The organism is Streptomyces sp. NPDC107546, assembly GCF_055639175.1.
In genome coordinates, this window is record NZ_JBVKBA010000016.1 from 150,684 (window position 1) to 172,462 (window position 21,779).

At 72.9% G+C, this 21,779-nt stretch carries 15 protein-coding genes; 9 read left to right on the plus strand and 6 right to left on the minus strand.

Annotated features, from left to right (window positions below):
- Positions 1-6: 6 nt before the first annotated feature.
- The 5 genes from ACZ7L1_RS23890 to ACZ7L1_RS23910 all read right to left on the minus strand — a co-directional run bounded on the left by ACZ7L1_RS23890 (position 7) and on the right by ACZ7L1_RS23910 (position 4,497).
- Positions 7-876 carry a 5-oxoprolinase subunit C family protein gene (locus ACZ7L1_RS23890; RefSeq protein WP_471439946.1) on the minus strand — a complete coding sequence of 290 codons (870 nt, stop codon included), beginning with the start codon at positions 874-876 and terminating at the stop codon, positions 7-9.
- Entirely contained in the window at positions 876-1,490 is a 615-nt protein-coding gene (pxpB, locus tag ACZ7L1_RS23895) for a 5-oxoprolinase subunit PxpB (protein WP_471439948.1), read from the minus strand. Before pxpB ends, ACZ7L1_RS23890 begins: the two co-directional genes overlap by 1 nt.
- Complete coding sequence (locus ACZ7L1_RS23900; protein WP_471439949.1) at positions 1,487-2,239, minus strand: LamB/YcsF family protein; 753 nt, start codon at positions 2,237-2,239, stop codon at positions 1,487-1,489. Before ACZ7L1_RS23900 ends, pxpB begins: the two co-directional genes overlap by 4 nt.
- A gap of 72 nt (positions 2,240-2,311) precedes the next feature.
- A complete protein-coding gene (locus ACZ7L1_RS23905; RefSeq protein WP_471439951.1) occupies positions 2,312-3,181 on the minus strand; it encodes a putative hydro-lyase in 870 nt (289 codons plus the stop codon).
- Positions 3,178-4,497, minus strand: coding sequence for an MFS transporter (locus tag ACZ7L1_RS23910; RefSeq protein WP_471439953.1), 1,320 nt, complete (start codon positions 4,495-4,497; stop codon positions 3,178-3,180). The genes ACZ7L1_RS23905 and ACZ7L1_RS23910 overlap by 4 nt, the downstream gene beginning before the upstream one ends.
- Before the next feature lie 171 nt (positions 4,498-4,668).
- Between ACZ7L1_RS23910 and ACZ7L1_RS23915 the strand changes: the two genes are divergently transcribed.
- The 4 genes from ACZ7L1_RS23915 (at position 4,669) to ACZ7L1_RS23930 (ending at position 12,600) form a co-directional block, all read left to right on the plus strand.
- On the plus strand, positions 4,669-5,379 hold the full coding sequence (locus ACZ7L1_RS23915) for a GntR family transcriptional regulator (protein WP_471439954.1): 711 nt from the start codon (positions 4,669-4,671) through the stop codon (positions 5,377-5,379).
- Between the two features lie 86 nt (positions 5,380-5,465).
- Positions 5,466-6,992, plus strand: a complete 1,527-nt coding sequence (locus ACZ7L1_RS23920) for a hypothetical protein (protein WP_471439956.1) — start codon at positions 5,466-5,468, stop codon at positions 6,990-6,992.
- 46 nt (positions 6,993-7,038) lie between these two features.
- The gene (locus ACZ7L1_RS23925; RefSeq protein WP_471439958.1) at positions 7,039-7,917 is read left to right on the plus strand and encodes a hypothetical protein; all 879 of its coding nucleotides are present in this window, start codon (positions 7,039-7,041) and stop codon (positions 7,915-7,917) included.
- Between the two features lie 48 nt (positions 7,918-7,965).
- Complete coding sequence (locus ACZ7L1_RS23930) at positions 7,966-12,600, plus strand: coiled-coil domain-containing protein (protein WP_471439960.1); 4,635 nt, start codon at positions 7,966-7,968, stop codon at positions 12,598-12,600.
- A 95-nt stretch (positions 12,601-12,695) separates the two neighbouring features.
- Here the strand turns inward: ACZ7L1_RS23930 and ACZ7L1_RS23935 are convergent, their stop codons facing one another.
- Entirely contained in the window at positions 12,696-13,211 is a 516-nt protein-coding gene (locus ACZ7L1_RS23935; protein WP_471439961.1) for a hypothetical protein, read from the minus strand.
- A 422-nt stretch (positions 13,212-13,633) separates the two neighbouring features.
- Between ACZ7L1_RS23935 and ACZ7L1_RS23940 the strand changes: the two genes are divergently transcribed.
- The 5 genes from ACZ7L1_RS23940 to ACZ7L1_RS23960 all read left to right on the plus strand — a co-directional run bounded on the left by ACZ7L1_RS23940 (position 13,634) and on the right by ACZ7L1_RS23960 (position 21,661).
- Positions 13,634-16,423, plus strand: a complete 2,790-nt coding sequence (locus ACZ7L1_RS23940) for a sensor histidine kinase (RefSeq protein WP_471439962.1) — start codon at positions 13,634-13,636, stop codon at positions 16,421-16,423.
- Complete coding sequence (locus ACZ7L1_RS23945; protein WP_471439963.1) at positions 16,420-16,860, plus strand: roadblock/LC7 domain-containing protein; 441 nt, start codon at positions 16,420-16,422, stop codon at positions 16,858-16,860. Before ACZ7L1_RS23940 ends, ACZ7L1_RS23945 begins: the two co-directional genes overlap by 4 nt.
- A gap of 9 nt (positions 16,861-16,869) precedes the next feature.
- Positions 16,870-17,265 carry a DUF742 domain-containing protein gene (locus ACZ7L1_RS23950; protein ID WP_471439965.1) on the plus strand — a complete coding sequence of 132 codons (396 nt, stop codon included), beginning with the start codon at positions 16,870-16,872 and terminating at the stop codon, positions 17,263-17,265.
- A gap of 102 nt (positions 17,266-17,367) precedes the next feature.
- Positions 17,368-21,075 carry a hydantoinase B/oxoprolinase family protein gene (locus ACZ7L1_RS23955; protein WP_471439967.1) on the plus strand — a complete coding sequence of 1,236 codons (3,708 nt, stop codon included), beginning with the start codon at positions 17,368-17,370 and terminating at the stop codon, positions 21,073-21,075.
- Positions 21,056-21,661: a GTP-binding protein gene (locus ACZ7L1_RS23960; RefSeq protein WP_471439969.1), complete on the plus strand. Its 606-nt coding sequence runs from the start codon at positions 21,056-21,058 to the stop codon at positions 21,659-21,661. Before ACZ7L1_RS23955 ends, ACZ7L1_RS23960 begins: the two co-directional genes overlap by 20 nt.
- The last annotated feature ends 118 nt before the right edge of the window (positions 21,662-21,779 follow it).

Genomic DNA, 21,779 nt, shown 5'->3' on the forward strand with positions numbered 1-21,779 from the left:
GCCCGCCTACCGACGGCTCACGGCCGTGAACCGCACGGGGGTGCCCGGGGCCGCCTGGGCGGCGGCCGCGAGGTCGGCGGTGCGGACGACCGCGATCACCGGGTACCCCCCGGTGGTCGGATGGTCGGCCAGGAAGACGACCGGACGGCCGTCGGGCGGCACCTGCACCGCGCCCAGCACCATGCCCTCACTGGGGAGTTCACCGGTCCGGGCACGCTCCAGGGCGGGTCCTTCCGTGCGCAGGCCGATGCGGTTGCTCGCGGCGGACACCCGGTACACGCCCGTGACGAGCGTGCGGAGCGCGTCCCGGGTGAACCAGTCGGCGCGCGGCCCCAGCGTCACACGCAGCACCAGCTCGGCCGGCGGAGCCGGCTGGGGAACGGTGTCCACGCGCGCGTGAGGGCCGGCCGGCACCCCCAGGGGCAGCACGGCACCGTCCGTGAGCGGCGGCGGGCCGAGACCGGAGAGCAGGTCGGTGGAGCGGCTGCCGAGCACCGGCTCCACGGCCACTCCGCCCGCGATTGCGACGTAGCCGCGTACTCCGGCCCGTGCGGGCCCCACCTCCAGCAGCGCCCCGCCCGGCACGCGGACCGGCGCTCCCCACGGGGCGGGGCGGCCGTCCACGGTGACCGTGCAGGGCGCGCCGCCGACCGCGATGGTGACCGTCGAACGCGGGCGCAGCGCGCAGCCGTTGAGCGTGGTCTCCAGGACGGCGGCTTCCGGTGGGTTGCCGACCAGCCGGTTGACGAGCGCCGCCGAGGGCGCGTCGAGCGCCCCGGAACGCGGCACCCCGAGATGGGCGTGGCCGGCCCGGCCCCGGTCCTGCACGGTGGTCAGCAGCCCGGCGCGTACGACGACGAGAGCACGGTCCGCCATCAGGATCCCACCGGGACGAAGCGGACGCTGACGCCCGGGGTGAGTAGCGCGGCCGGCACGCGCGCGTGGTCCCACAGCACCGCGTCGGTCGTGCCGATGAGCTGCCAGCCCCCCGGCGACGAGCGTGGATAGACCCCGGTGTACGGGCCCGCGAGCGCCACCGAGCCCGCCGGGACGGCCGTGCGCGGGGTGGCCCGGCGCGGCACGTGGTACCGGTCCGGCAGGCCGGTGAGATAGCCGAACCCCGGCGCGAACCCGCAGAAGGCGACCCGGAATTCGGCCGCCGCGTGGATCCGCGCCACCTCCTGTCGAGATACGCCCCACGCGGCGGCCACCTCCGGAAGATCGGGACCGTCGTACCGTACGGGGATCTCGACCGGTTTCTCCGCGCGCGTGGCGACCGGCGGGATGTCCCACCCGGTGATCCGGGCCGCGAGCCGGGCGGGCTCGGCGACGCCGTCGAGGAGGACCGTGCGGGCCGCGGGGACGACCTCACGCGCGGTCAGCCGACCAGAGGCCCGAAGGCGCAGCAGCTCGGCGTGCAGGGCCTGTGCCTCGTCGCCGCTGGAGAGCTCGACCAGCAGCGCCTCGTCCCCGACGGGCAGCACCCTCATGCGAAGGCCTCCACCCGCACGCCCGAGGCCTCCAGCTCGGCGCGCACCCGGCGGGCCAGGTCGACCGCGCCCGGTGTGTCGCCGTGCAGGCACAAGGAGCGCGCGCGCACCGGGATCTCACGCCCCGAGTGGGCGGCGACGGTCCCGGCACGGGCGAGGCCCACCGAGCGCGCGACGACCGTGTCGGGGTCGGTGATCACCGCCCCGTCCCGGCCACGCGGCACGAGCGTGCCCTCCTCGGTGTAGGCGCGGTCCGCGAACGCCTCGGTGACGACCGGGAGCCCGGCCTTGCCGGCCACCTCCAGGAAACGCGACCCGGGAAGCCCCAGCACCGGCAGCGCGGCGTCGGCGAGCAGCACACCGTCCACGACCGCCTGGGCCTGCCGCTCGTCGTGGACCACCCGGTTGTAGAGCGCGCCGTGCGGCTTCACATAGGACACGCGGGAGCCCGCCGCGCGCGCGAAGACCTCCAACGCGCCTATCTGGTACGCGACTTCGGCGGTCAGTTCGTCGGGCGGCACGTCCATCGAGCGCCGCCCGAAACCGGCCAGGTCGCGGTAGGAGACCTGGGCGCCGATCCGTACGCCGCGCTCGGCCGCCAGTTCGCACACCCGGCGCATGGTGGCCGCGTCCCCCGCGTGGAACCCGCAGGCCACGTTGGCGCTCGTGACGACCGACAGGAGCCGTTCGTCGTCGGTGAGCTGCCAGCGGCCGAAGCCCTCGCCGAGATCGGCGTTCAGATCGATCATGGTCCCTCCTGGTCGGGCGCCGTCGGGCGACGCGGTACCGGTCGTCTTCGGGCGACGTGGTACCGGTCGTCGTCAGACCACGCGGTACTGGTCGTCGCGGGCGTCGGTGATGAACATCTGCCCCGGTGCGTGGGTGATGGCGAACGGCGGGCGCGAGGCCATCACCGCGGCCTGCGGGGTCACCCCGCAGGCCCAGAACACCGGGATGTCGTCGACTTCGGCGTCCACCGGGTCGCCGAAGTCGGGCCGGCCGAGGTCCTCGATGCCGAGGGCCGAGGGATCGCCGCAGTGTACGGGGCCGCCGTGCACCGCGGGGAGCAGACTGCTCTCCCGGATCGCGGCGGGCAGGTGCCGTGGCGGGACCGGGCGCATGGACACCACCATGGGGCCGTACAGCCGCCCTGCCGGACGGCAGGGGCGGGTGGTGAGATACATCGGGACGTTGCGGCCCTGCTCGATGTGGCGCAGGGGCACGCCCGCCTCGCCGAGCGCCCACTCGAAGGTGAAGCTGCACCCGATGAGGAACGACACCAGGTCCTCCCGCCAGTGCGCGCGCACGTCCGTCGGCTCGTCCACCAGTTCCCCGTCCCGCCACACCCGGTAGCGCGGCAGATCGGTCCGCAGGTCGGCGCCCTCGGCGAGGACCGTCATGGGGGAGCCCGCGTCGGTGACGTCCAGGACCGGACAGGGCTTGGGGTTGCGCTGGCAGAACAGCAGGGTGTCGTACGCCCAGTCGGCGGGCACCGAGATCAGATTGACCTGGGTGTGGCCGGCGGCGACCCCGGCGGTGGGGCCGCTCAGGCCCTCCCGGACACGGGCCCGGGCGTCCTTCGCGCTCCACGTGTGCGCGTGCTCGTCGACGAGGATCAGCGGTCGGTCTTCCGTGAGGGTCGGGGAGTGGTCTTCTGCGGGGGCGGGGGAGTGGTCTTCCGTGCGGTTCACCGCAGCTCCTTCCCGCGCGTCTCCGGCAGGCCCAGCAGCGCCAGAGCCGCGATCCCGTACCCGATCGCCCCGAAGACCAGTGCACCGCCCACGCCCCAGCTGTCGGCCAGGAAGCCCACCAGGGTCGGGAAGGCGGCGCCCACCGCGCGGCCGGCGTTGTAGGTGAAGCCCTGCCCCGTGCCGCGCACCGCCGTCGGGTACAGCTCGCTCAGGTACGACCCGAAGCCGCTGAAGATGGCCGACATGCAGAACCCGAGCGGGAAACCGAGCACCAGGAGCAGGGTGTTGGCGCCGCTCGGGATGTTCGCGTACGCCAGGATGCAGATCGCCGACAGCAGGGCGAAGAGCCAGATGTTGCGCCTGCGGCCGAGCCGGTCGGTGAGGTGGCCGCCGGTGAGGTAGCCGAGGAAGGCCCCGGAGATCAGGAACGTCAGGTAGGAGCCGGTACCGACGACCGACAGGCCTCGCTCCGACTTCAGGTACGTCGGCACCCAGGTCGCCAGTGTGTAGTAGCCGCCCTGGACACCGGTGGAGAGCAGCCCCGCGAAGACCGTCGTGCGCAGCAGGCCGGGCTGCCCGCCCCTGCCCGGCTTGAAGATCGCGGCGAACGAGCCCTTGTCGGCGCTCTGTTCGCGCTGGGCCGTCGCCTCCGGCGCGTCGTGCACCCGGCGGCGCATCCAGATCACCAGCAGCGCGGGCAGCGCACCGGTCCAGAACATCACCCGCCAGGCCAGGTCGTCGCCCAGGAACGAGAAGACCAGGGTGTAGACGACCGCGGCCAGCGCCCAGCCGACGGCCCAGGAGCTCTGGATCGCGCCGAGCGTACGGCCCCGGTGCCGGGCGCTCGCGTACTCGGCGACCAGGATCGCGCCGACCGCCCACTCGCCGCCGAAGCCGAGGCCCTGGAGGGCACGGAAGACCAGCAGGGTCTCGTAGGTCGGAGCGAAGCCGCAGGCGACCGTGAAGACGGCGTACGTCACCACGGTGATCATCAGGGCCTTCACCCGTCCGACGCGGTCGGCGACCACACCCGCGACGGCGCCGCCGACCGCCGAGACGACCAGGGTGACCGTGGTGAACAGGCCGGTCTGGCCGCTGTTCAGACCGAAGTACGCCGCCAGCGCGACCATGCTCAGCGGCAGCGTGAAGTAGTCGTACGAGTCCAGGGCATAGCCGCCGAAGGCGCCCGCGAAGGCACGGCGGCCACGCGGGCCGAGGGCGCGCAGCCAGCCCAACGCGCCGTCGTCAGCGTCGCCTTCACCGGCGCCGGAGCGGGCGTCGGCGGTCGGGGCCGGGGAGGAGGGAGTCGTGCTCATGGGCACCTCGCAGTGAGGGACGGAGGGTGCTTGCGGGATGAGCCGTGCGGTGCGGAAGCCGCGACGCCACGGTGAGCGGAGCGGTGCCGTGCCCAGCAAGGTAGAGGATCGTTGAACGATCCTTCAATACCCATGTTGTCTCGGCCTTGTCTCTGCGCTTGAATTCCGGGCATGGCAGAGGAGCTGACGGGACTGGCCGACGACCGCGCGCTGCTCGGGCGCACCAGCACCGCCGAGCGGGTGTCGGACGTCCTCAGGAGCCGTATCGCCGAGGGTTACTTCCCGCCCGGCACCCGGCTGTCGGAGGACGGCATCGGCGGCGCGCTCGGCGTCTCGCGCAACACGCTGCGGGAGGCCTTCCGGCTGCTCACGCACGAGAGGCTGCTCGTCCACGAGTTGAACCGGGGCGTCTTCGTACGGGTCCTGACGGTGGACGACGTCGAGGACATCTACCGCACCCGCACGCTCGTCGAGTGCGCCGTCGTACGGGGCCTCGGGCAGCCGCCGTACGCCCTGGAAGGTCTCGCGGCGGCGGTCGCGGAGGGGCAGCGGGCGGCGCGCGAAGGTGACTGGAAAGGCGTCTCGACGGCCAACATCCACTTCCACCGTGAACTGGTGGCGCTCGCCGGAAGTGAACGCACGGACGAACTGATGCGCAGCGTCTTCGCCGAACTGCGCCTGGCGTTCCACGTGGTGGCGGACCCGCGGCGGCTGCACGAGCCCTACCTGGCTCGCAACGAACAGATTCTCCGGACCCTGCAGGCCGGGCAGCGCGAGAGCGCCGAGCAGCTCCTGACGGTCTACCTCGACGACTCGAGAGCGGGCCTGGTCGAGGTGTACGGGCGCCGGGTGGCCGACACAGGTCAGAGGCGCGGGGCTTGACACCGGCGGCTTTGCCCCGGGGGCCGCCGACGGAGCGCACCCGGCGATTTGGGCCGTTGTCGGACCCAGGACCTAATCTGTGCACCGTGACTTCGCCTGCATCGACGGATCGTGTTCCGCCCCAGTTCAGCACGGGGCCGCGCCCCGCTTCGGGGCCGGCCGCCGACGAGGGGCTGGCCCGGCGGCTTCGCGCGCTGGCCTGCACCGCGCCGCTGCACGACCTGGACGCGCGCAAGGCCAACCTCGCGGGTGAGTACTCGGTGTACGGCATGGCGGAGATCGCCCTCGCCGCCATCGACCTGGTCACGCTCAACATGGACTTCGACACGGGCGCGGACCACGACCAGATAGTCGCCCGCCTCATCCCGCGCATCGCCGCCCAGGCCCCGCAGCGCCCGCCCGCCGAACACGAGCGCGTGGCCCGCTGGGTCCTGGAGAACCTGATCAACGTCGGCAGCGTCGACCGCGGCTTCCGGGCCGTCTACGGCACGTTCGCCCCGGACGGCACGTATGTCCGCCGCGACTACGACTTCAAGCTGATCGAGGAGGTCCCGGGCTACGGCGGAGGCGTCTACCTGCGGACGACGGACGAAGCGGTCAACGTCCTCGTCGGCGCCCTCGACACCGATGTCACCAGCGCCCAGATCGCCGCAGAGGTCAAACTGGAGGTGCTGATCAGCCGGGGCCGCCTCGCCGACGCCCAGCTCGCCGCCGAGCAGGCGCGCTACCGGACCGTGCAGTACTCGGAATCCCTGCGCAAGGCCCTGGACGCCACCCGGCGCAACGTCCGCGCGGTGGACTGGCTCAACGCGGTCCCCGACATGATCACCGAGGCCCTGGACCACGTCGCCGAGCGCTACCGCCACGAGAACGCGATCCTCACCAACATCCGCAAGGCCCGAGACGAGTCCGAGGACCCCGAGCAGAAGCGGCGCGCCGCCGAACTCGTCGACATCGTCAAGGACTGCATCCGCCGGCACACCCAGCTGCAGTCCCGGCTCCTGGAAGCGGGCCCGCTGTTCCGCGCCGAGCAGGACCGGCAGGCGTTCGCCACGCCCGCCGCGACGTCCGGGATCGACCTGTACGGGCATCTCGTCGCGCAAGTGCTGCCCCTGGCGCTCGAGCGGGCGACCCGCGTCACGGACACCTTCTTCACACACGGTACGGGACTGCGTACGCCGTTCTCCGTGCGGCTCGGAGACCTCGTCGACCTGCTGCTGACGCCTCCGGTGGAGCGCGAGCACCTGGGCGCCGAGATGCCCGAGCCGGACCTGATCGCCACACCGGACGACAGCAGGTTCAGCGAGGAGCAGATGGCCGCCGCCATGGAACTGCTCGACCTGCCGGCGGACGCGCCACGGCGGCTGTCGGGGCTGTTGGCCGAGGCTCGCCGCAAGGACCCCGACCTGGCCTATCTGGTCGCCCTGCTGGCCGTGCACGCGGCGAGCCCGCCGGTGGGCACGGCGTACCGGCAGGGGGAGGAGAAGCTGCTGTTCGCGGTGGACGACGGCACGGAGCTGGACGACCCGGAGTTCGGCGGGGCCGACCTGATAGTGGGCACGGCTCTGCTGGACGCGGCGGGCATGGCGGCGGACCGGACGGAAGCGGCATGACGCCGATGACCACGAGCAAGCACCAGCGCACCAAGGAGCCCCAACCGTGACCGAGCACGTCGAGTGGAGTGAGCCGGAGGCCGCCGCCGCGCCGGTGGGCGGCGCTGTCACCCCCGCCGACGCCGCCGACGCGGCGCGGCTCGTCGCCTTCGGGCTGCAGCCCAAGCTGCAGCCCGCACGCGACCAGGAGTACGCGGACCTGCTTCGCCGCTACCGCGAGGACCCGCCGTTCGCGCGGCTCGCCGACGCCGTCGCCACCGGGCTCGGCCTGATCGTCCTGGAGGTGTCCCCGCGCGCGGGCATGGCCGTCACCGCGGCCGAGGACTCGGTGTTCGCGGTCCGCATGGGCGACTACGCGCGTCGCACGGCGGCCGACTCCGCCGACCGCTTCCTGCACGGGCTCGCCCATCTGGCCGTCGCCGCCCTGGCGTTCCCGCGCCCGGAGGACCTCGCCGACGACGGCTACATCGGGCGCGTCACGGTCAACGGCGTCGACGCCTTCGTCCGCCAGGCCTGCCGCCGCCTGGAGGAGCGGGCCGAGGAGCAGGGGGAGAACACCGACCCGGCCACCGACGCGCCCGGACTGGAGGCCGCCTGGCGGGTCTGGGCCAGACGCAGCGCGACCGGGGCCACCAAGGACGCGCGCCGACCGGCCGCCTCGACCACCGGCATCGTCGCGAAGGCCGTCGCGTTCCTCACCGACTCCGGCTTCCTCCAGCGCACGGGCGACGAAAACGGCGGCACGTACCGCACGACGGCCCGCTACCAGCTCCAGGTGCGCGACATGGCCGGTAGCGCCGCCATGGCCGAACTCCTCGAGCTGGGCATCGTCCCGGTCACCGACGGCACGGCGACCCTGCTGCCCGCCGAAGACACCGACGACCTGGAGCTCGTGGCCGACGCCGGACTGCCGTTCCACTCCTGAACCGCTTTTTCCGAACACCAGCAAGACTTACGACGAGAGTCCGCCGCCATGTACGAGCTGTCCCGGGTCCGCCTCTACTCCATCGGCCCGGCCGGTGCGCGCTACGCCGACACCGTGCTGGACCTGCGGGGCGTGGGTGATCCGGTGCCCGAACCCGCGCCCACCCAGGCGGAGTTCTTCGAGGAGGAGCCCACCGGGCCGCCGCGCAGGCCCGCCCCCGCGGGCGTGCTCTTCCTGGAGAACGGCGGCGGCAAGTCCGTCCTGCTCAAGCTGATCTTCTCCGTGATGCTGCCGGGCCACCGCAACACGCTCGGCGGTGCCAGCTCCGGCGTGCTGCGCAAGTTCCTGCTCGCCGACGACTGCGGACACGTGGCCCTGGAGTGGCAGCACGTGCAGACCGGAGAGTGCGTCGTCGTCGGCAAGGTCAGCGAGTGGCGCGGGCGCCAGGTGTCCAACGACCCGCGGAAGTTCGCCGAGGCCTGGTACTCCTTCCGCCCGGGCCCCGGACTCACCCTGGACAACCTGCCCGTCGCCGAGTCCACCGCCGTACGGCCGCCCGTCGAGGGCACCTCCGGGGCTCAGGGGCGGCGCCGCACCATGAAGGGCTTCCGGGACGCCCTCATGGAGGCGGGGAAGGTCTATCCGCACCTGGAGGTGCACTGGGAGGAGATCCACGACCGCTGGAACGAGCACCTGACGGACCTCGGCCTGGACCCGGAACTCTTCCGCTACCAGCGGGAGATGAACGCGGACGAGGGTGAGGCCGCCGGTCTCTTCGCGGTCAAGAAGGACTCCGACTTCACGGACCTGCTGCTGCGCGCCGTCACCGACACCCGGGACACCGACGGACTCGCGGACCTGGTCAGCGGTTTCGGCAACAAGCTGGGTCGACGGGCCGAGCTGATCGCCGAACGGGACTTCACCGCCGGGTCCGTGGATCTGCTCGGACGCATCGTCGACGCCGCCGAGGCCCGGTCGCGGGCGCGTGACATCCACGCGGGCGCCGAGCGGCGGACACGCACGCTGGTGCGGCGCCTGACCGCGCGCGGGGTGCAGGAGCGGATGCGCACCGCCGACCTCGCCGAGCAGGTCACCGCGGCCGCGCACGCCGTCACCCAGGCAGAGACCGCCCGCGAGCGCAGTGCGCTCGTCGCGGCCGAACTCGCCTACCGCCACGCCTCGTTGGCGCTCGCCGGTGCCGAGAAGGCCGCCGCCGCGCAGAAGCGCGAACTGGCCGACGCCCGCCAGCTGTACTCCGCGTGGCAGGCCGCCGAGGCGGTGCTCCGGCACCGTGCCGCCGCCGACCGGGTGGCGCGCGTGTCGGCCGCCATCCAGGAGGCAGAACGGGACGCCGCGCCTGCGCTCGCCGCCCGCGCCAAGGCCGCCGTCGATCTCGTACGGGCGCTGCACGCGGCCGCCGAGAGCGCCGAGTCCCTCGCCAACGAGGAGGAGGAGCGGTCCGCCGCCCTGCAGGAGGTGAGCGAGTCCGCCTACCGGGACTCGACCTCCGCCGCCACCGAGGCGCAGCGCGCCCGCAGCGAGGCCGGGCATCTGCGCCAGCGGCTCACCGAGGTCGAGCAGGAGACCGCCGAGGCCGTGCGCGCGGGCTGGCTGGACGACAGCGCCCCCGACGCCGACCCGGCGCGGGCGGCGCTCGCCGCGAGCGACGCCGAGAAGACCGCCGTCGCCGCCTGGGACATCGCACGTGAGGCCTCCCGCCGGGCCTCCGAGCACGCGCGGGAGGCGGCGTCCGCCGAGTCCCGGGCGGTGCTGACGGCGGCCCGCGGCGCCGACGCGGCCACGGCCGCCGAGCGGGCGTACGAGGCCGAGCGGCGCACCGCCGAGGCGCTGGCGGCCGAGGAGCGCCTGGCGGAACTGCTGAGCCTGTCCGGCACCGGCGCCCGCCCCCGGGTCCCCGGGCCCCGGCGCGACGAGGAAACCGGCGAGGCCGACACCCCGACGGCACCGGACGGCGCCCTCACCGCCGAGGAACTGGACCGCTTCGCCGACGAACTGCGCGAACTGCTCGACGACTCCGTCTCCTCCGCCGAGCGGCAGCTCTTCGAACTGCGGACCGCGGCGGCCGACGACGCGCGCATCCTCGGTGCCCTCGGCGACGGCGGGCTGCTGCCCCCCGGCCCGGACGTGCTCGCCACCGTCGAGTACCTCGGCGAACACGGCATTCCCGCGCTGCCCGGCTGGCGCTACCTCGCGCAGGCCGTCGACCCCGCAGACCACGCACGCGTGCTGACGGCCCGGCCCGAGCTGGTCGACGGCGTGATCATCACCGACCCGGAGTCGCACGTCCGGGCCCGTCAGGCGCTGAGCGAGGCCGCGCTGCTGCCCCGCTCCGCCGTCGCCGTCGGCACCGCCGCCGCGCTGCTCGCCCCGACCCCGCCCGTCGACGGACGCGACAACAGTGGCGAGGTGTTCCTCGTCCCGCCGAACCCGGCCATGCACGACGAGCACGCCGCCGACGAGGAGCGACAGGCGCTGCGCGCCCGCGCCACCCAGCGGGACGAGGAGATCCGGACGCTCGCGGCCCGGCTCGGCAAGGACCGCGAGCTCGCGGCCCGGCTCGCCTCCTGGCGCACGGGGTGCCCGGCGGGCCGGCTCTCCGAGCTGGCGCAGGCCGCCCGGGACGCCCGCGCGTTCGCAGAGGAGGCCGAGGCGGAACTGGCCGAGGCACGCACCGCCCGGGCCGAGGCCGAAGAGACGGCCGCCGAGGCCGCCCAGGTGCGCGACGAGCGCCAGGAGGCCGCGCAGAAGGCCCGCCGCGCCGCCGACGCCCTCGCCGGACTCGCCTTCCGGCTGCGTGAACGCGCCGGCTGGCAGGTCAAGCTGCGCGAACTGGCCGACGAGGCCGTCGAGGCCGAGGCCCGCGCCCATGCCTGCCTGGAGCGGGCCCGCGCCGCCGACGAGGACCGGCGCGCCGCCCAGCGCGCCGCCGACGACGCCCGCCGCACGGCGCGTGCGCTGCGCGCCGAGCGCTCGGAGATCGCGGGAGCCCCCGACGACGTACCGGAGGACGACAGGGACGCGCCGAAGGCGTCCCTGCCCGCCCTCCGCGAGGCCTACCGGGCCGCCTCCCAGGTCTACGAGAAGGTCGGCGTCGGCGCCGACCTGCGCGCCGAGCAGGCGCGGGCCGAGAGCGACGAGTCCGCGGCACGCGCCGAACTGGACCGGCTCAGCAACAAGGTGCGCACCCGCGCCGAACAGCTCCTCGCCTCCCCGGACGGCTCCGACGGGCCGTCCCGGCAGGCCGCCGCCGCCCGCGCCGAGGAGCTGGTGCAGCTCCTGGAGACCCGGATGTCCTCCGCCAGCGAGCAACTCGGCCGACTGCGCGGTGAGGCCGAGCGGCACGCACCCGAGAACGGCGAGGCCCACACAGAACTCCCCGAGGAGATGGTGCCGCGCGACGCCGAGCACGCCCAGGCCCTGCTGCGCACCGCGACGGCGGAACTCGCCTCCCGCACCGAGGCGCTGACCCAGGCCCGCGACGCCCATGCCGAACTCCTTCAGGCCCACCGGGCCGCCGAGGACGCGGCGAGCGGCTTCGACGAGATCGCCGCGATGCTCCGCGACCTGCTGCGCGAACACGCCCCGGAGGAGGAACACGAGGAGCCGGAGCCCTACCCGGGCACCCTGGAGGAGGTCCGGAAGACCGCCGCCGAGGCCCGCCGCTCCCTGCGTGGCTGCGCCGCCGACCTGTCCGCCGCCGAGGCCGCCGTACGCGAGGCGAGCGACGTACTCGTACGGCACGCCAACTCCACACGGTACGAGCAGGTTCGCACACCCGCCCGCCAGCAGATCCGCGAACTGCCCGCATCCGCGTTGCCGGAGCACGCGCAGCGCTGGGCGGAGGCCTTCGCGCCCCGACTCCGGGTCCTGACGGACGAGTTGGTGCAACTGGAGCGCAACCGGGACTCCATCGTGGACCGGCTGCGCGGCCTCGTGGAGTCCGCGCTGGCGACCCTGCGCTCTGCCCAGCGCCTGTCCCGGCTGCCCGAGGGGCTCGGTGAGTGGTCGGGGCAGGAGTTCCTGCGGATCCGCTTCGAGGAGCCCGACCAGGCCACGCTCATCGAACGGCTGGGCGAGGTCATCGACGAGGCGACCCGCGCAGCCGTCAAGAAGAACTCCGACCTGCGCCGCGACGGCATGTCCCTTCTCCTGCGCGGCGTCAGCGCGGCACTCCAACCCAAGGGCGTCGCCGTCGAGATCCTGAAGCCGGACGCCGTGCTGCGTGCCGAGCGGGTGCCGGTCGGACAGATGGGAGACGTCTTCTCGGGCGGCCAGCTGCTCACCGCCGCCATCGCGCTGTACTGCACGATGGCCGCCCTGCGCTCGAACGACCGGGGCCGCGACAAGCACCGCCACGCGGGCACGCTGTTCCTGGACAACCCCATCGGACGGGCCAACGCCACGTACCTGCTGGAGCTGCAGCGGGCCGTCTCGGACGCCCTCGGAGTGCAACTCCTCTATACCACCGGCCTGTTCGACACGACCGCCCTCGCCGAGTTCCCGCTGGTCATCCGGCTGCGCAACGACGCCGACCTGCGAGCCGGCCTGAAGTACATCCGGGTGGAGGAACACCTCCGGCCGGGACTGCCGCAGCAGCCCCAGGCCGGAGAGGCGGTACACAGCGAGATCACGGCGACCCGGATGTTCAAGCGGCCCACGTGACTGCCCGCGTGAGCGTGGGGCGGGCCCGGTCGCGGCCCGCCCACCGCACGCCGTGCCCCCGCTTGCCCTCCCGGGAGCGTGGGGCCCTCATCCCGTCACGGATGCGACAACTGCCCGGTCCCGCCCCGCCGGCGCATGCGCTCCTGAGCCCGCTCCGCCACCCGTGCCCGGCGGCGGGCCGCGCGGCGTTCACGGCGCAGGGCGCGGGCCGTGCTGCTCGGGGCCGACACCACTCCATAGCGCTGGTTCCACACCTGGCGCGTCACCCAGACGTCCAGCGCGCCCCACGTCGCCACCACCGTGCTCGCCACGCTGCTGAGCACCATGGGGAACGCCAGCCAGGAGTCGGCCAGCGTGCACAGCACGGCGACCACCGCCTGGATCAGCGTCACGGCGATGATGAGGACCGCCCGCACCGCCGCCGTCCGCACGGGATCCGGTAGCCGCCGCCGACGCGCGGGCTCCTCCACCCACAACGGCCGGTAGGACGGCGCGTCCCGTTGCTCCACGCCCGCCGTGGTGTCGCGATCCGGTGCCTGGGGGCCCCGTCGCGCTGCTGTGGGCGCCGCGGCGCCCGTCCCGGGTGCCCCGCGCCGCTCCGCCGTGTCCATCAACCCGTCACTCCCCACCGCCCGCAGACCACTCGTCCCGGTGTCACCCGACACCGCCTCCCCAGTGGCTGCCCGGCTTGCGCTGTTTTACGCCGCCCGAGTGCGGCATACGGCGCCTGTGGCCGATTCCGCCCCAATTCCCGTACAGGAAGACGATCGTCGTTCCGCGAAGATTCCCAGCGAACGAAAAATTCCGGCCAAGGAGCCCCCAATTCCCGGCCGGATGCCCCGCCGCACCGCGCGCCGGTCGAGGGGAGGCGAAGTGCCGTAATGGCAGGACAACTGCCCACCTGCTGCTGGCCTTCCGCGGGCGGCGCGCCCGCTCGCTCCTTCGAGATACCCGTGGGTCGGTAGTAGGCTCACGCCGTTTGTTGACGCACATGTGTACCCCCGGGACGGAGGGGGGCGAGCTGGGGGAGGCCATGCGCTTTCGCGGGAAGTCCATCCGCCGGAAGATCGTGGCGCTGCTTCTCGTGCCGCTGATGTCCCTGACCGCCATCTGGGCCTTCGCGACGGTTCTCACCGGCCGTGAGGCCCAGTCGCTGTTCAACGTGTCCCACATCGTCGAAGAGGTCGGCTACCCCACCGAGGACACCGTCCGCGTCCTGCAGCAGGAACGCCGCCAGACCCTCGTCTATCTCGCCGACCCGCGCGCCTCCGACTCCCTCGCCGCGCTCCGCCGCAGCCGCGCCGCCACCGACGAGACGGTGGCCAAGCTCCGTCGCAACAGCAAGGACGAGGATCTCCACGAGGACATGGGGCAGAGCACCGCCGAGCGCCTCACCTCCATCCTCGACGCCCTGGACGGCATGGCGTCGCTGCGCCGCAGCGTCGAGGACGGCACCGTCAACCGCTCCCAGGCCCTCGACCTCTACAACCGCCTCGTCGACCCCTGCTTCACGCTGCTGGCCAATCTCCACCTCCTCGACAACGTGGAGATGGACAAACAGGGCCGCGCTCTGGTCGACGTCTTCCGCGCCCGCGAACTGCTCTCCCGCGAGGACGCCCTCCTCGGTTCCGCACTCGTCGCCGGCCGGCTCACCCGCGACGACATCCGCGACGTCTCCGTCCTCGTCACCCAGCGTTCCGTGATGTACGACGTCAGCCTGCCGCTGCTGCCGGCCTCGGAGAGCCAACGCTTCCAGCGCTACTGGAAGAACGCCGACACCGCGCCCCTGCGCGTGGCCGAACGGGCCGTTGTCGAGGCGGCTCCCGGCAGCCCGCACGGCGTCACCGCCAAGAGCTGGGACGAGGCCGCCGGCCAGGTCCTGGACCACCTGGACCGGATGAGCACGCAGGCCGACGACCGCTACCAGGACCGCGTCCGCCCCCTCGCCGTCAACGTCGTCATCAAAGCGGCCATCCCCGGCGTCCTGGGCCTCATCGCCCTGCTGGTGTCCCTGATCATGTCCGTCCGGGTCGGTCGTGCCCTCATCCGTGACCTGCGTCGGCTGCGCCTGGAGGCCCACGAGGCGTCCGGGGTGCGGCTGCCCAGTGTCATGCGCCGCCTCTCGGCGGGCGAACAGGTCGACGTCGAAACCGAGGTGCCCCGCCTGGAGTACGACAAGAACGAGATCGGCGAGGTCGGCCAGGCCCTGAACACCCTGCAGCGCGCCGCCGTGGAGGCCGCCGTCAAGCAGGCCGAGCTGCGCGCCGGGGTCTCCGAGGTCTTCGTCAACCTCGCCCGCCGCAGCCAGGTCCTGCTGCACAAGCAGCTCACCCTGCTCGACGCCATGGAGCGCAGGACGGACGACACCGAGGAACTCGCCGACCTGTTCCGTCTCGACCACCTCACCACGCGCATGCGCCGCCACGCCGAGGGTCTCGTCATCCTGTCCGGAGCCGCCCCCTCCCGGCAGTGGCGCAAGCCCATCCAGCTCATGGACGTGGTTCGCGCCGCCGTCGCCGAGGTCGAGGACTACGAACGTGTCGAGGTGCGCCGGCTGCCCCGCGTCGCCGTCACCGGGCCCGCCGTCGCCGACCTCACCCACCTGGTGGCCGAGCTTCTGGAGAACGCCACGGTGTTCTCGCCTCCGCACACCGCCGTGCAGGTCGTCGGCGAGCGCGTCGCCAACGGCTTCACCCTGGAGATCCACGACCGCGGTCTCGGCATGACCGCGGAGGCGCTCATGGACGCCAACCTGAGGCTGGCCGAAACGCCGGAATTCGAGCTCTCCGACACCGACCGGCTCGGCCTCTTCGTCGTCAGCCGGCTGGCCCGGCGGCAGAGCGTCCGCGTCTCCCTCCAGCCGTCCCCGTACGGGGGCACCACGGCCGTCGTCTTCATTCCCGACACACTCCTCACCGACGACGTCCCGGACACCAACGGCATCGGTTTCCGTCTCGACCGCGCCCGGCCCGACACGGCGTCCGGCACCCGCAGGGGCCGCGCCTCGGCACTGTCCCACGCCCCCGTCGGACTCCCCAGTGTCCCCGCGTCGATCCTGGGCGGCCCCGTCGAGCTCGAAGCCCCCATCGACCTGGACGCGCTCGACGACTTCGCGAGCGCCCTCGACGAGCAGGACGACGAACCTGGCGTCTTCGGGCCCCGCCGCTCCCTCGCGGACACCCCGGGCGAGCAACACCAGCAGGCGCGCGACACACGTCGCGAGGCCGCCCGCCTTGGCGACACCGACCGCCCGGGCGCCCCGGTCCCCTTGCCCCGCCGGCGCGCCCCCAAGCTGATCAGCTCCCACGGCCGCCCGGTGACCGGAAAGGGACTGCGGCGGTCCGCGGCCGAAGAGGAGCAGAGCCCGCCCGACCGCGGCGTGACGGGGCTCCACGAAGACCGTCGGCCGTCCGGCCGCTCCGGGGAACCCAAGGCCGGCGCCGTCCATTCGAACGATGATCGGACCGAGGTTCCTGCCCTGCCCCGGCGGCGCCGCACCCCGCCCCCGTCCGGCCCGGACGGGACCATGGCCAACCGGGACACGTCGGCCGGAGGGGCGGACGTGGGGGCGGACCCGCTGCCGCGCCGGGTCCGGCAGGCCAGCCTCGCCCCGCAGTTGAAGGACGGGCCCGGCCGGCGCGCCGAACGCGAGCAGTCGGGGACCGAGGACCGGGCGGGGCGCGCCGAGCGGGACGCCGACGAGGTTCGCAGCCGTTTCGCCTCGCTCCAGCGGGGCTGGCAGCGCGGCCGCGAGGAGAACGCCGCGGGCGACGAGGCCCAGAACGGCTCAGCACGAGGAACGACAAAGGGGGACGGTCGATGACCGCACCGAAGGCCACAGGGTCCACCGCGACCAGCAAGGCGTCGGGGGAGCTGAACTGGCTCCTCGACGACCTGGTGGAGCGCGTCGCCAGCATCCGCAAGGCACTCGTGCTCTCCAGCGACGGTCTGCCGACAGGGGTCTCCAAGGAGCTGAGCCGGGAGGACAGCGAACACCTGGCCGCGGTCGCCTCCGGATTCCACAGCCTCGCCAAGGGCGTCGGCCGCCACTTCGACGCCGGCGGAGTCCGACAGACCATCATCGAACTCGACGAGGCCTTCCTGTTCGTCACCGCCGCTGGCGACGGCAGCTGCCTCGCCGTCCTGTCGGACGCCGACTCCGACGTCGGACAGGTGGCCTACGAGATGACCCTTCTCGTCAAGCGGGTCGGTACACATCTGGGGTCCGCTCCGCGCACCGATCTGCCCTCGGGCGGGTAGTGGAACGGCATGAGCCGAGACGGTCAGGGAAGCAGCCACTGGTTCGACGACGAGGCCGGACCGGTCGTCCGTCCGTACGCCATGACGCGCGGCCGCACCAGCCACGAGGTGCAGCACCGCCTCGACCTGATCGCGGTGGTCGTCACCGAGCCGCACGTGAACGATCCCGAGAGGGACCCGTCGCTGTCCCCCGAGCACGTGGACATCGTCGAACGGTGCCGTGACACTCCCCAGTCGGTCGCCGAGCTCGCCGCCGAGCTCGATCTGCCCGTCGGCGTGGTGCGCGTGCTCGTCGGGGACCTGGTGGACGAGGAACTGGTCCACGTCAGCCGTCCCGTACCGCCCGCCGAACTGGTGGACGAGAGCATCCTGCGCGATGTGATCAACGGCCTGCGAGCTTTGTGAGCCGGGGGTGCCGCGCGCTCCGGCCGAGTGCGCGGTCGCCCCCGAGGGCGGCGCCGACGTGCCCTCCCGCGCGCGGACCGGCGCCGCAACTCCCGTCCCGATATGATCCAAGTGATCGTCGGCCACCCACCGCAGCGTGCCGATCACCGACCTGCGGGCAGGGTTCCGAGCAGCGCGATCGGAGAGACGGACGTGACCACGGGCTGGCAGTTCTGGGTCGACCGCGGCGGTACCTTCACCGACGTCGTCGCGCGCCGCCCGGACGGCCGGCTGCTCACCCACAAGCTGCTGTCCGACAATCCCCACCGGTACGCGGACGCCGCCGTCGCGGGCGTACGCGCACTCCTCAAGGACGGCGGCCCCGTCGACGCCGTCCGCATGGGCACCACCGTCGCCACCAACGCCCTGCTGGAACGCAAAGGTGAACGCACCCTCCTCGTCATCACCCGCGGCTTCCGCGACGCCCTGCGCATCGCCTACCAGAACCGCCCGCACATCTTCGCCCGCGCGATCGAGTTGCCCGAGCTGCTGTACGAGCGGGTCGTCGAGGTCGACGAACGCATCACCGCCGACGGCACCGTCCTGCGCGCCCCCGACCTGGACGCCCTCGCCGGACCGCTGCGGGAGGCGTACGGCGACGGGATCCGCGCGATCGCCGTGGTGTGCGTGCACAGCCATCTGCACCCCGCCCACGAGCAGGCCATCGGTGAGCTGGCCGCCCGCACCGGCTTCCCGCAGATCTCGCTGTCCAGCGAGGTCAGTCCCCTGATGAAACTGGTACCGCGCGGCGACACGACCGTCGTGGACGCCTACCTCTCGCCCGTCCTGGGCCGCTACGTCCAGCACGTCGCCGACGAACTGCGGGGCGTACGGCTGATGTTCATGCAGTCCAACGGCGGGCTGGCGGAGGCCGGACAGTTCCGCGGCAAGGACGCCGTCCTGTCCGGGCCCGCGGGCGGCATCGTCGGCATGGCGCGGATGTCGCAGCTCGCCGGTCACGACCGTGTCATCGGCTTCGACATGGGCGGCACCTCCACGGACGTCTCGCACTTCGCAGGCGAGTACGAACGCGTCTTCACCACGAGGATCGCCGGAGTGCGGCTGCGCGCCCCCATGCTCGACATCCACACGGTCGCGGCGGGCGGCGGCTCGATCCTCCACTTCGACGGCTCCCGCTACCGCGTAGGGCCGGACTCGGCGGGTGCGGACCCAGGACCCGTCTGCTATCGCGGCGGCGGCCCGCTGACCGTCACCGACGCCAACGTGATGCTCGGGCGCATCCAGCCCGCGCACTTCCCGCGCGTGTTCGGCCCCGGCGGAGACCAGCCCCTGGACGACGCGCTCGTCCGCGAGCGGTTCGCCGCCCTCGCCCGCGACATCCGCGAGCGGACCGGGGACGACCGCACCCCCGAGCAGGTCGCCGAGGGCTACCTGCAGATCGCCGTCGCCGACATCGCGGGCGCCGTCAAACGGATCTCCGTCCAGAAGGGCCACGACGTCACCCGCTACGCGCTCACCACCTTCGGCGGGGCAGGCGGCCAGCACGCGTGCCTGGTCGCCGACTCCCTGGGCATCCGCACCGTCCTCGTACCGCCCATGGCGGGAGTGCTCTCCGCGCTCGGCATCGGGCTCGCCGACACCACCGCCATGCGTGAACAGTCCGTCGAGGCCCCCCTGGAGCCCGGCTCGATGGCCGGCGTCCTGATGACCGCCGACGACCTCCAGAGCGCCGCCCGCGCCGAACTCCTCGCCGAGGACGTACCCGAGGACCACATCCGGGTCACCCGCCGCGCCCAGCTGCGCTACGACGGCACCGACACCGCGCTCACCGTCGAGCTGACCGAACCCGGCACGATGCGGCACGCCTTCGAAGAACGTCATCGCGCCACGTACTCCTTCACGCTCGACCGCCCGATCGTCGTCGAAGCCCTCTCCGTGGAAGCCACCGGCGTCACCGAACCCCCCGATCTCTCCGCCCTCGCCCCGTACGAAGGCCACTGCGTCGCGCCCGAGACCGTCCGCCTCCACACGGGCGGCGCCTGGCGCGACGTACCTCTCCACCGCCGGGAGCATCTGCCTCCCGGCGAAGCCGTCACCGGCCCGGCGATCATCACCGAGGCCAGTGCGACGACCGTCGTCGACGACGGGTGGCGAGCCGTGGCGCGAGACGACGGGCATCTGGTCATGGAACGCGTGGCGATTACGGAGAGTTCCCACCCGGATACAGATGTCGATCCGGTCCTGCTCGAGGTCTTCAACAACCTGTTCATGTCGATCGCCGAACAGATGGGCGCCCGCCTCGAGTCCACCGCACAGTCCGTCAACATCAAGGAACGCCTGGACTTCTCGTGCGCCCTCTTCGACCCCGAGGGCAACCTGGTCGCCAACGCCCCGCACATCCCCGTGCACCTGGGCTCGATGGGCACCAGCGTCAAGGAGGTCATCCGCCGGCGCGGCAAGAGCATGCGCCCCGGTGACACCTACGCCGTCAACGATCCCTACCACGGCGGCACCCACCTGCCCGACATCACCGTCATCACGCCCGTCTTCGACACGGACGGTGACCGGATCCTCTTCCACGTCGCCTCCCGCGGTCACCACGCGGAGATCGGCGGCATCGCGCCCGGCTCCATGCCCGCGCACAGTCACACCATCGAGGAGGAAGGCGTCCTCTTCGACAACTGGCTGCTCGCCGAGGGCGGCCGCTTCCGCGAAGAGGAGACGCTCCGTCTGCTGACCGAGGCGCGCCACCCGTCACGCAACCCGAAGACCAACCTCGCCGACCTGCGCGCCCAGATCGCCGCCAACCGCAAAGGCGTCGACGAAGTCGGACGTATGATCGAGGACCTGGGGCTCGACGTGGTGCAGGCGTACATGAAGCACGTCCAGGACAACGCCGAGGAGGCCGTGCGCCGCGTGATCGACGCCCTGGACGACGGCGAGTACGCCTACGAAACCGACTCCGGCGCCGTGATCCGCGTCCGGATCCGCGTGGACCGCGAGAACCGCTGTGCGGCCATCGACTTCACCGGTACGTCCGCGCAGCTCCCGACCAACTTCAACGCGCCGTTGTCGGTGGTGAACGCCGCCGTCCTGTACGTCTTCCGAACTCTGATCGCCGACGACATCCCCCTCAACGACGGCTGTCTGCGGCCCCTCGACATCGTCGTCCCGCCCGGCTGCCTGCTGGCTCCCCAGTACCCGGCCGCCGTCGTCGCCGGGAACGTCGAGACCTCCCAGGCCATCACCGGTGCCCTGTACGCCGCGCTCGGGGTGCAGGCCGAGGGCTCCGGCACCATGAACAACGTCTCCTTCGGCAACGACCGGTACCAGTACTACGAGACGGTGGCCTCCGGATCCGGCGCCGGCGACGGCTTCCCGGGCGCGCCCGTGGTGCAGACCCACATGACCAACTCGCGCCTGACGGACCCGGAGGTCCTCGAATGGCGACTGCCGGTCCTGCTCGAGGAGTTCGCCGTGCGCCGAGGCAGCGGCGGCGCCGGACGGTGGCGCGGCGGGGACGGTGCCGTGCGCCGCATCCGCTTCCGGGAGTCCATGACCGTCTCCACGCTCTCCCAGCACCGCAGGATCCCGCCGTACGGCATGGCGGGTGGCAGGCCCGGAACACTCGGCGCCAACCGGGTGGAGCGCGCGGACGGGGCCGTGGTGCGCCTCGCGGGCAGCGATGCGGCAGACGTCGGCCCGGGCGACGTACTCGTCATCGAAACCCCCGGCGGCGGAGGTTACGGACCGCCGCCGTCCGATCCCCGTCGAGCAGGAGAAGATAAGGATGATCTTCGGGCGCAGTGAGCGCGGCAAGCCTCCGGTCGAGCCCGTCACGCTCAAGATCCTCGTGGCCGGCGGCTTCGGCGTGGGCAAGACGACCCTCGTCGGCGCGGTCAGCGAGATCAGGCCGCTGCGCACCGAGGAGGTGCTCACGGAGGCGGGCCGCCCGGTGGACGACACCCGTGGTGTGGAGGGCAAGCACACCACCACCGTCGCCATGGACTTCGGCCGCATCACCCTCCGCGAGGACCTGGTGCTCTACCTGTTCGGGACGCCCGGCCAGGACCGCTTCTGGTTCCTTTGGGACGAACTGGCCACCGGTGCCCTGGGCGCCGTCGTCCTCGCCGACACCCGCCGTCTGGAGGACTGCTTCGCCACGGTCGACTACTTCGAGCGCCGCTCCATCCCGTTCGTCATCGGGGTCAACTGCTTCGACGGCGTGGTCCGCCACCCCGCCGAGGCCATACGGCAGGCCCTCGACCTGGACGACGACGTACCGGTCGTCCTCTGTGACGCCCGCGAGCGGGAGTCCGTCAAGGAGGTGCTGATCGAGGTCGTCCGGCACGCCGGGACGCAGGCGGCCGACCGCCGCGCGGGCGTTGCCACCTGATCCCGCGGACCCGCGCAGGGGCGGCCCGTACCCGCGCCGACCGGGGTACGAGCCGCCGTAGCGCACGCGCGCGTGGCTCATGCGAGACGCACGCACGCGTGGCTCATGCGAGAGTGCG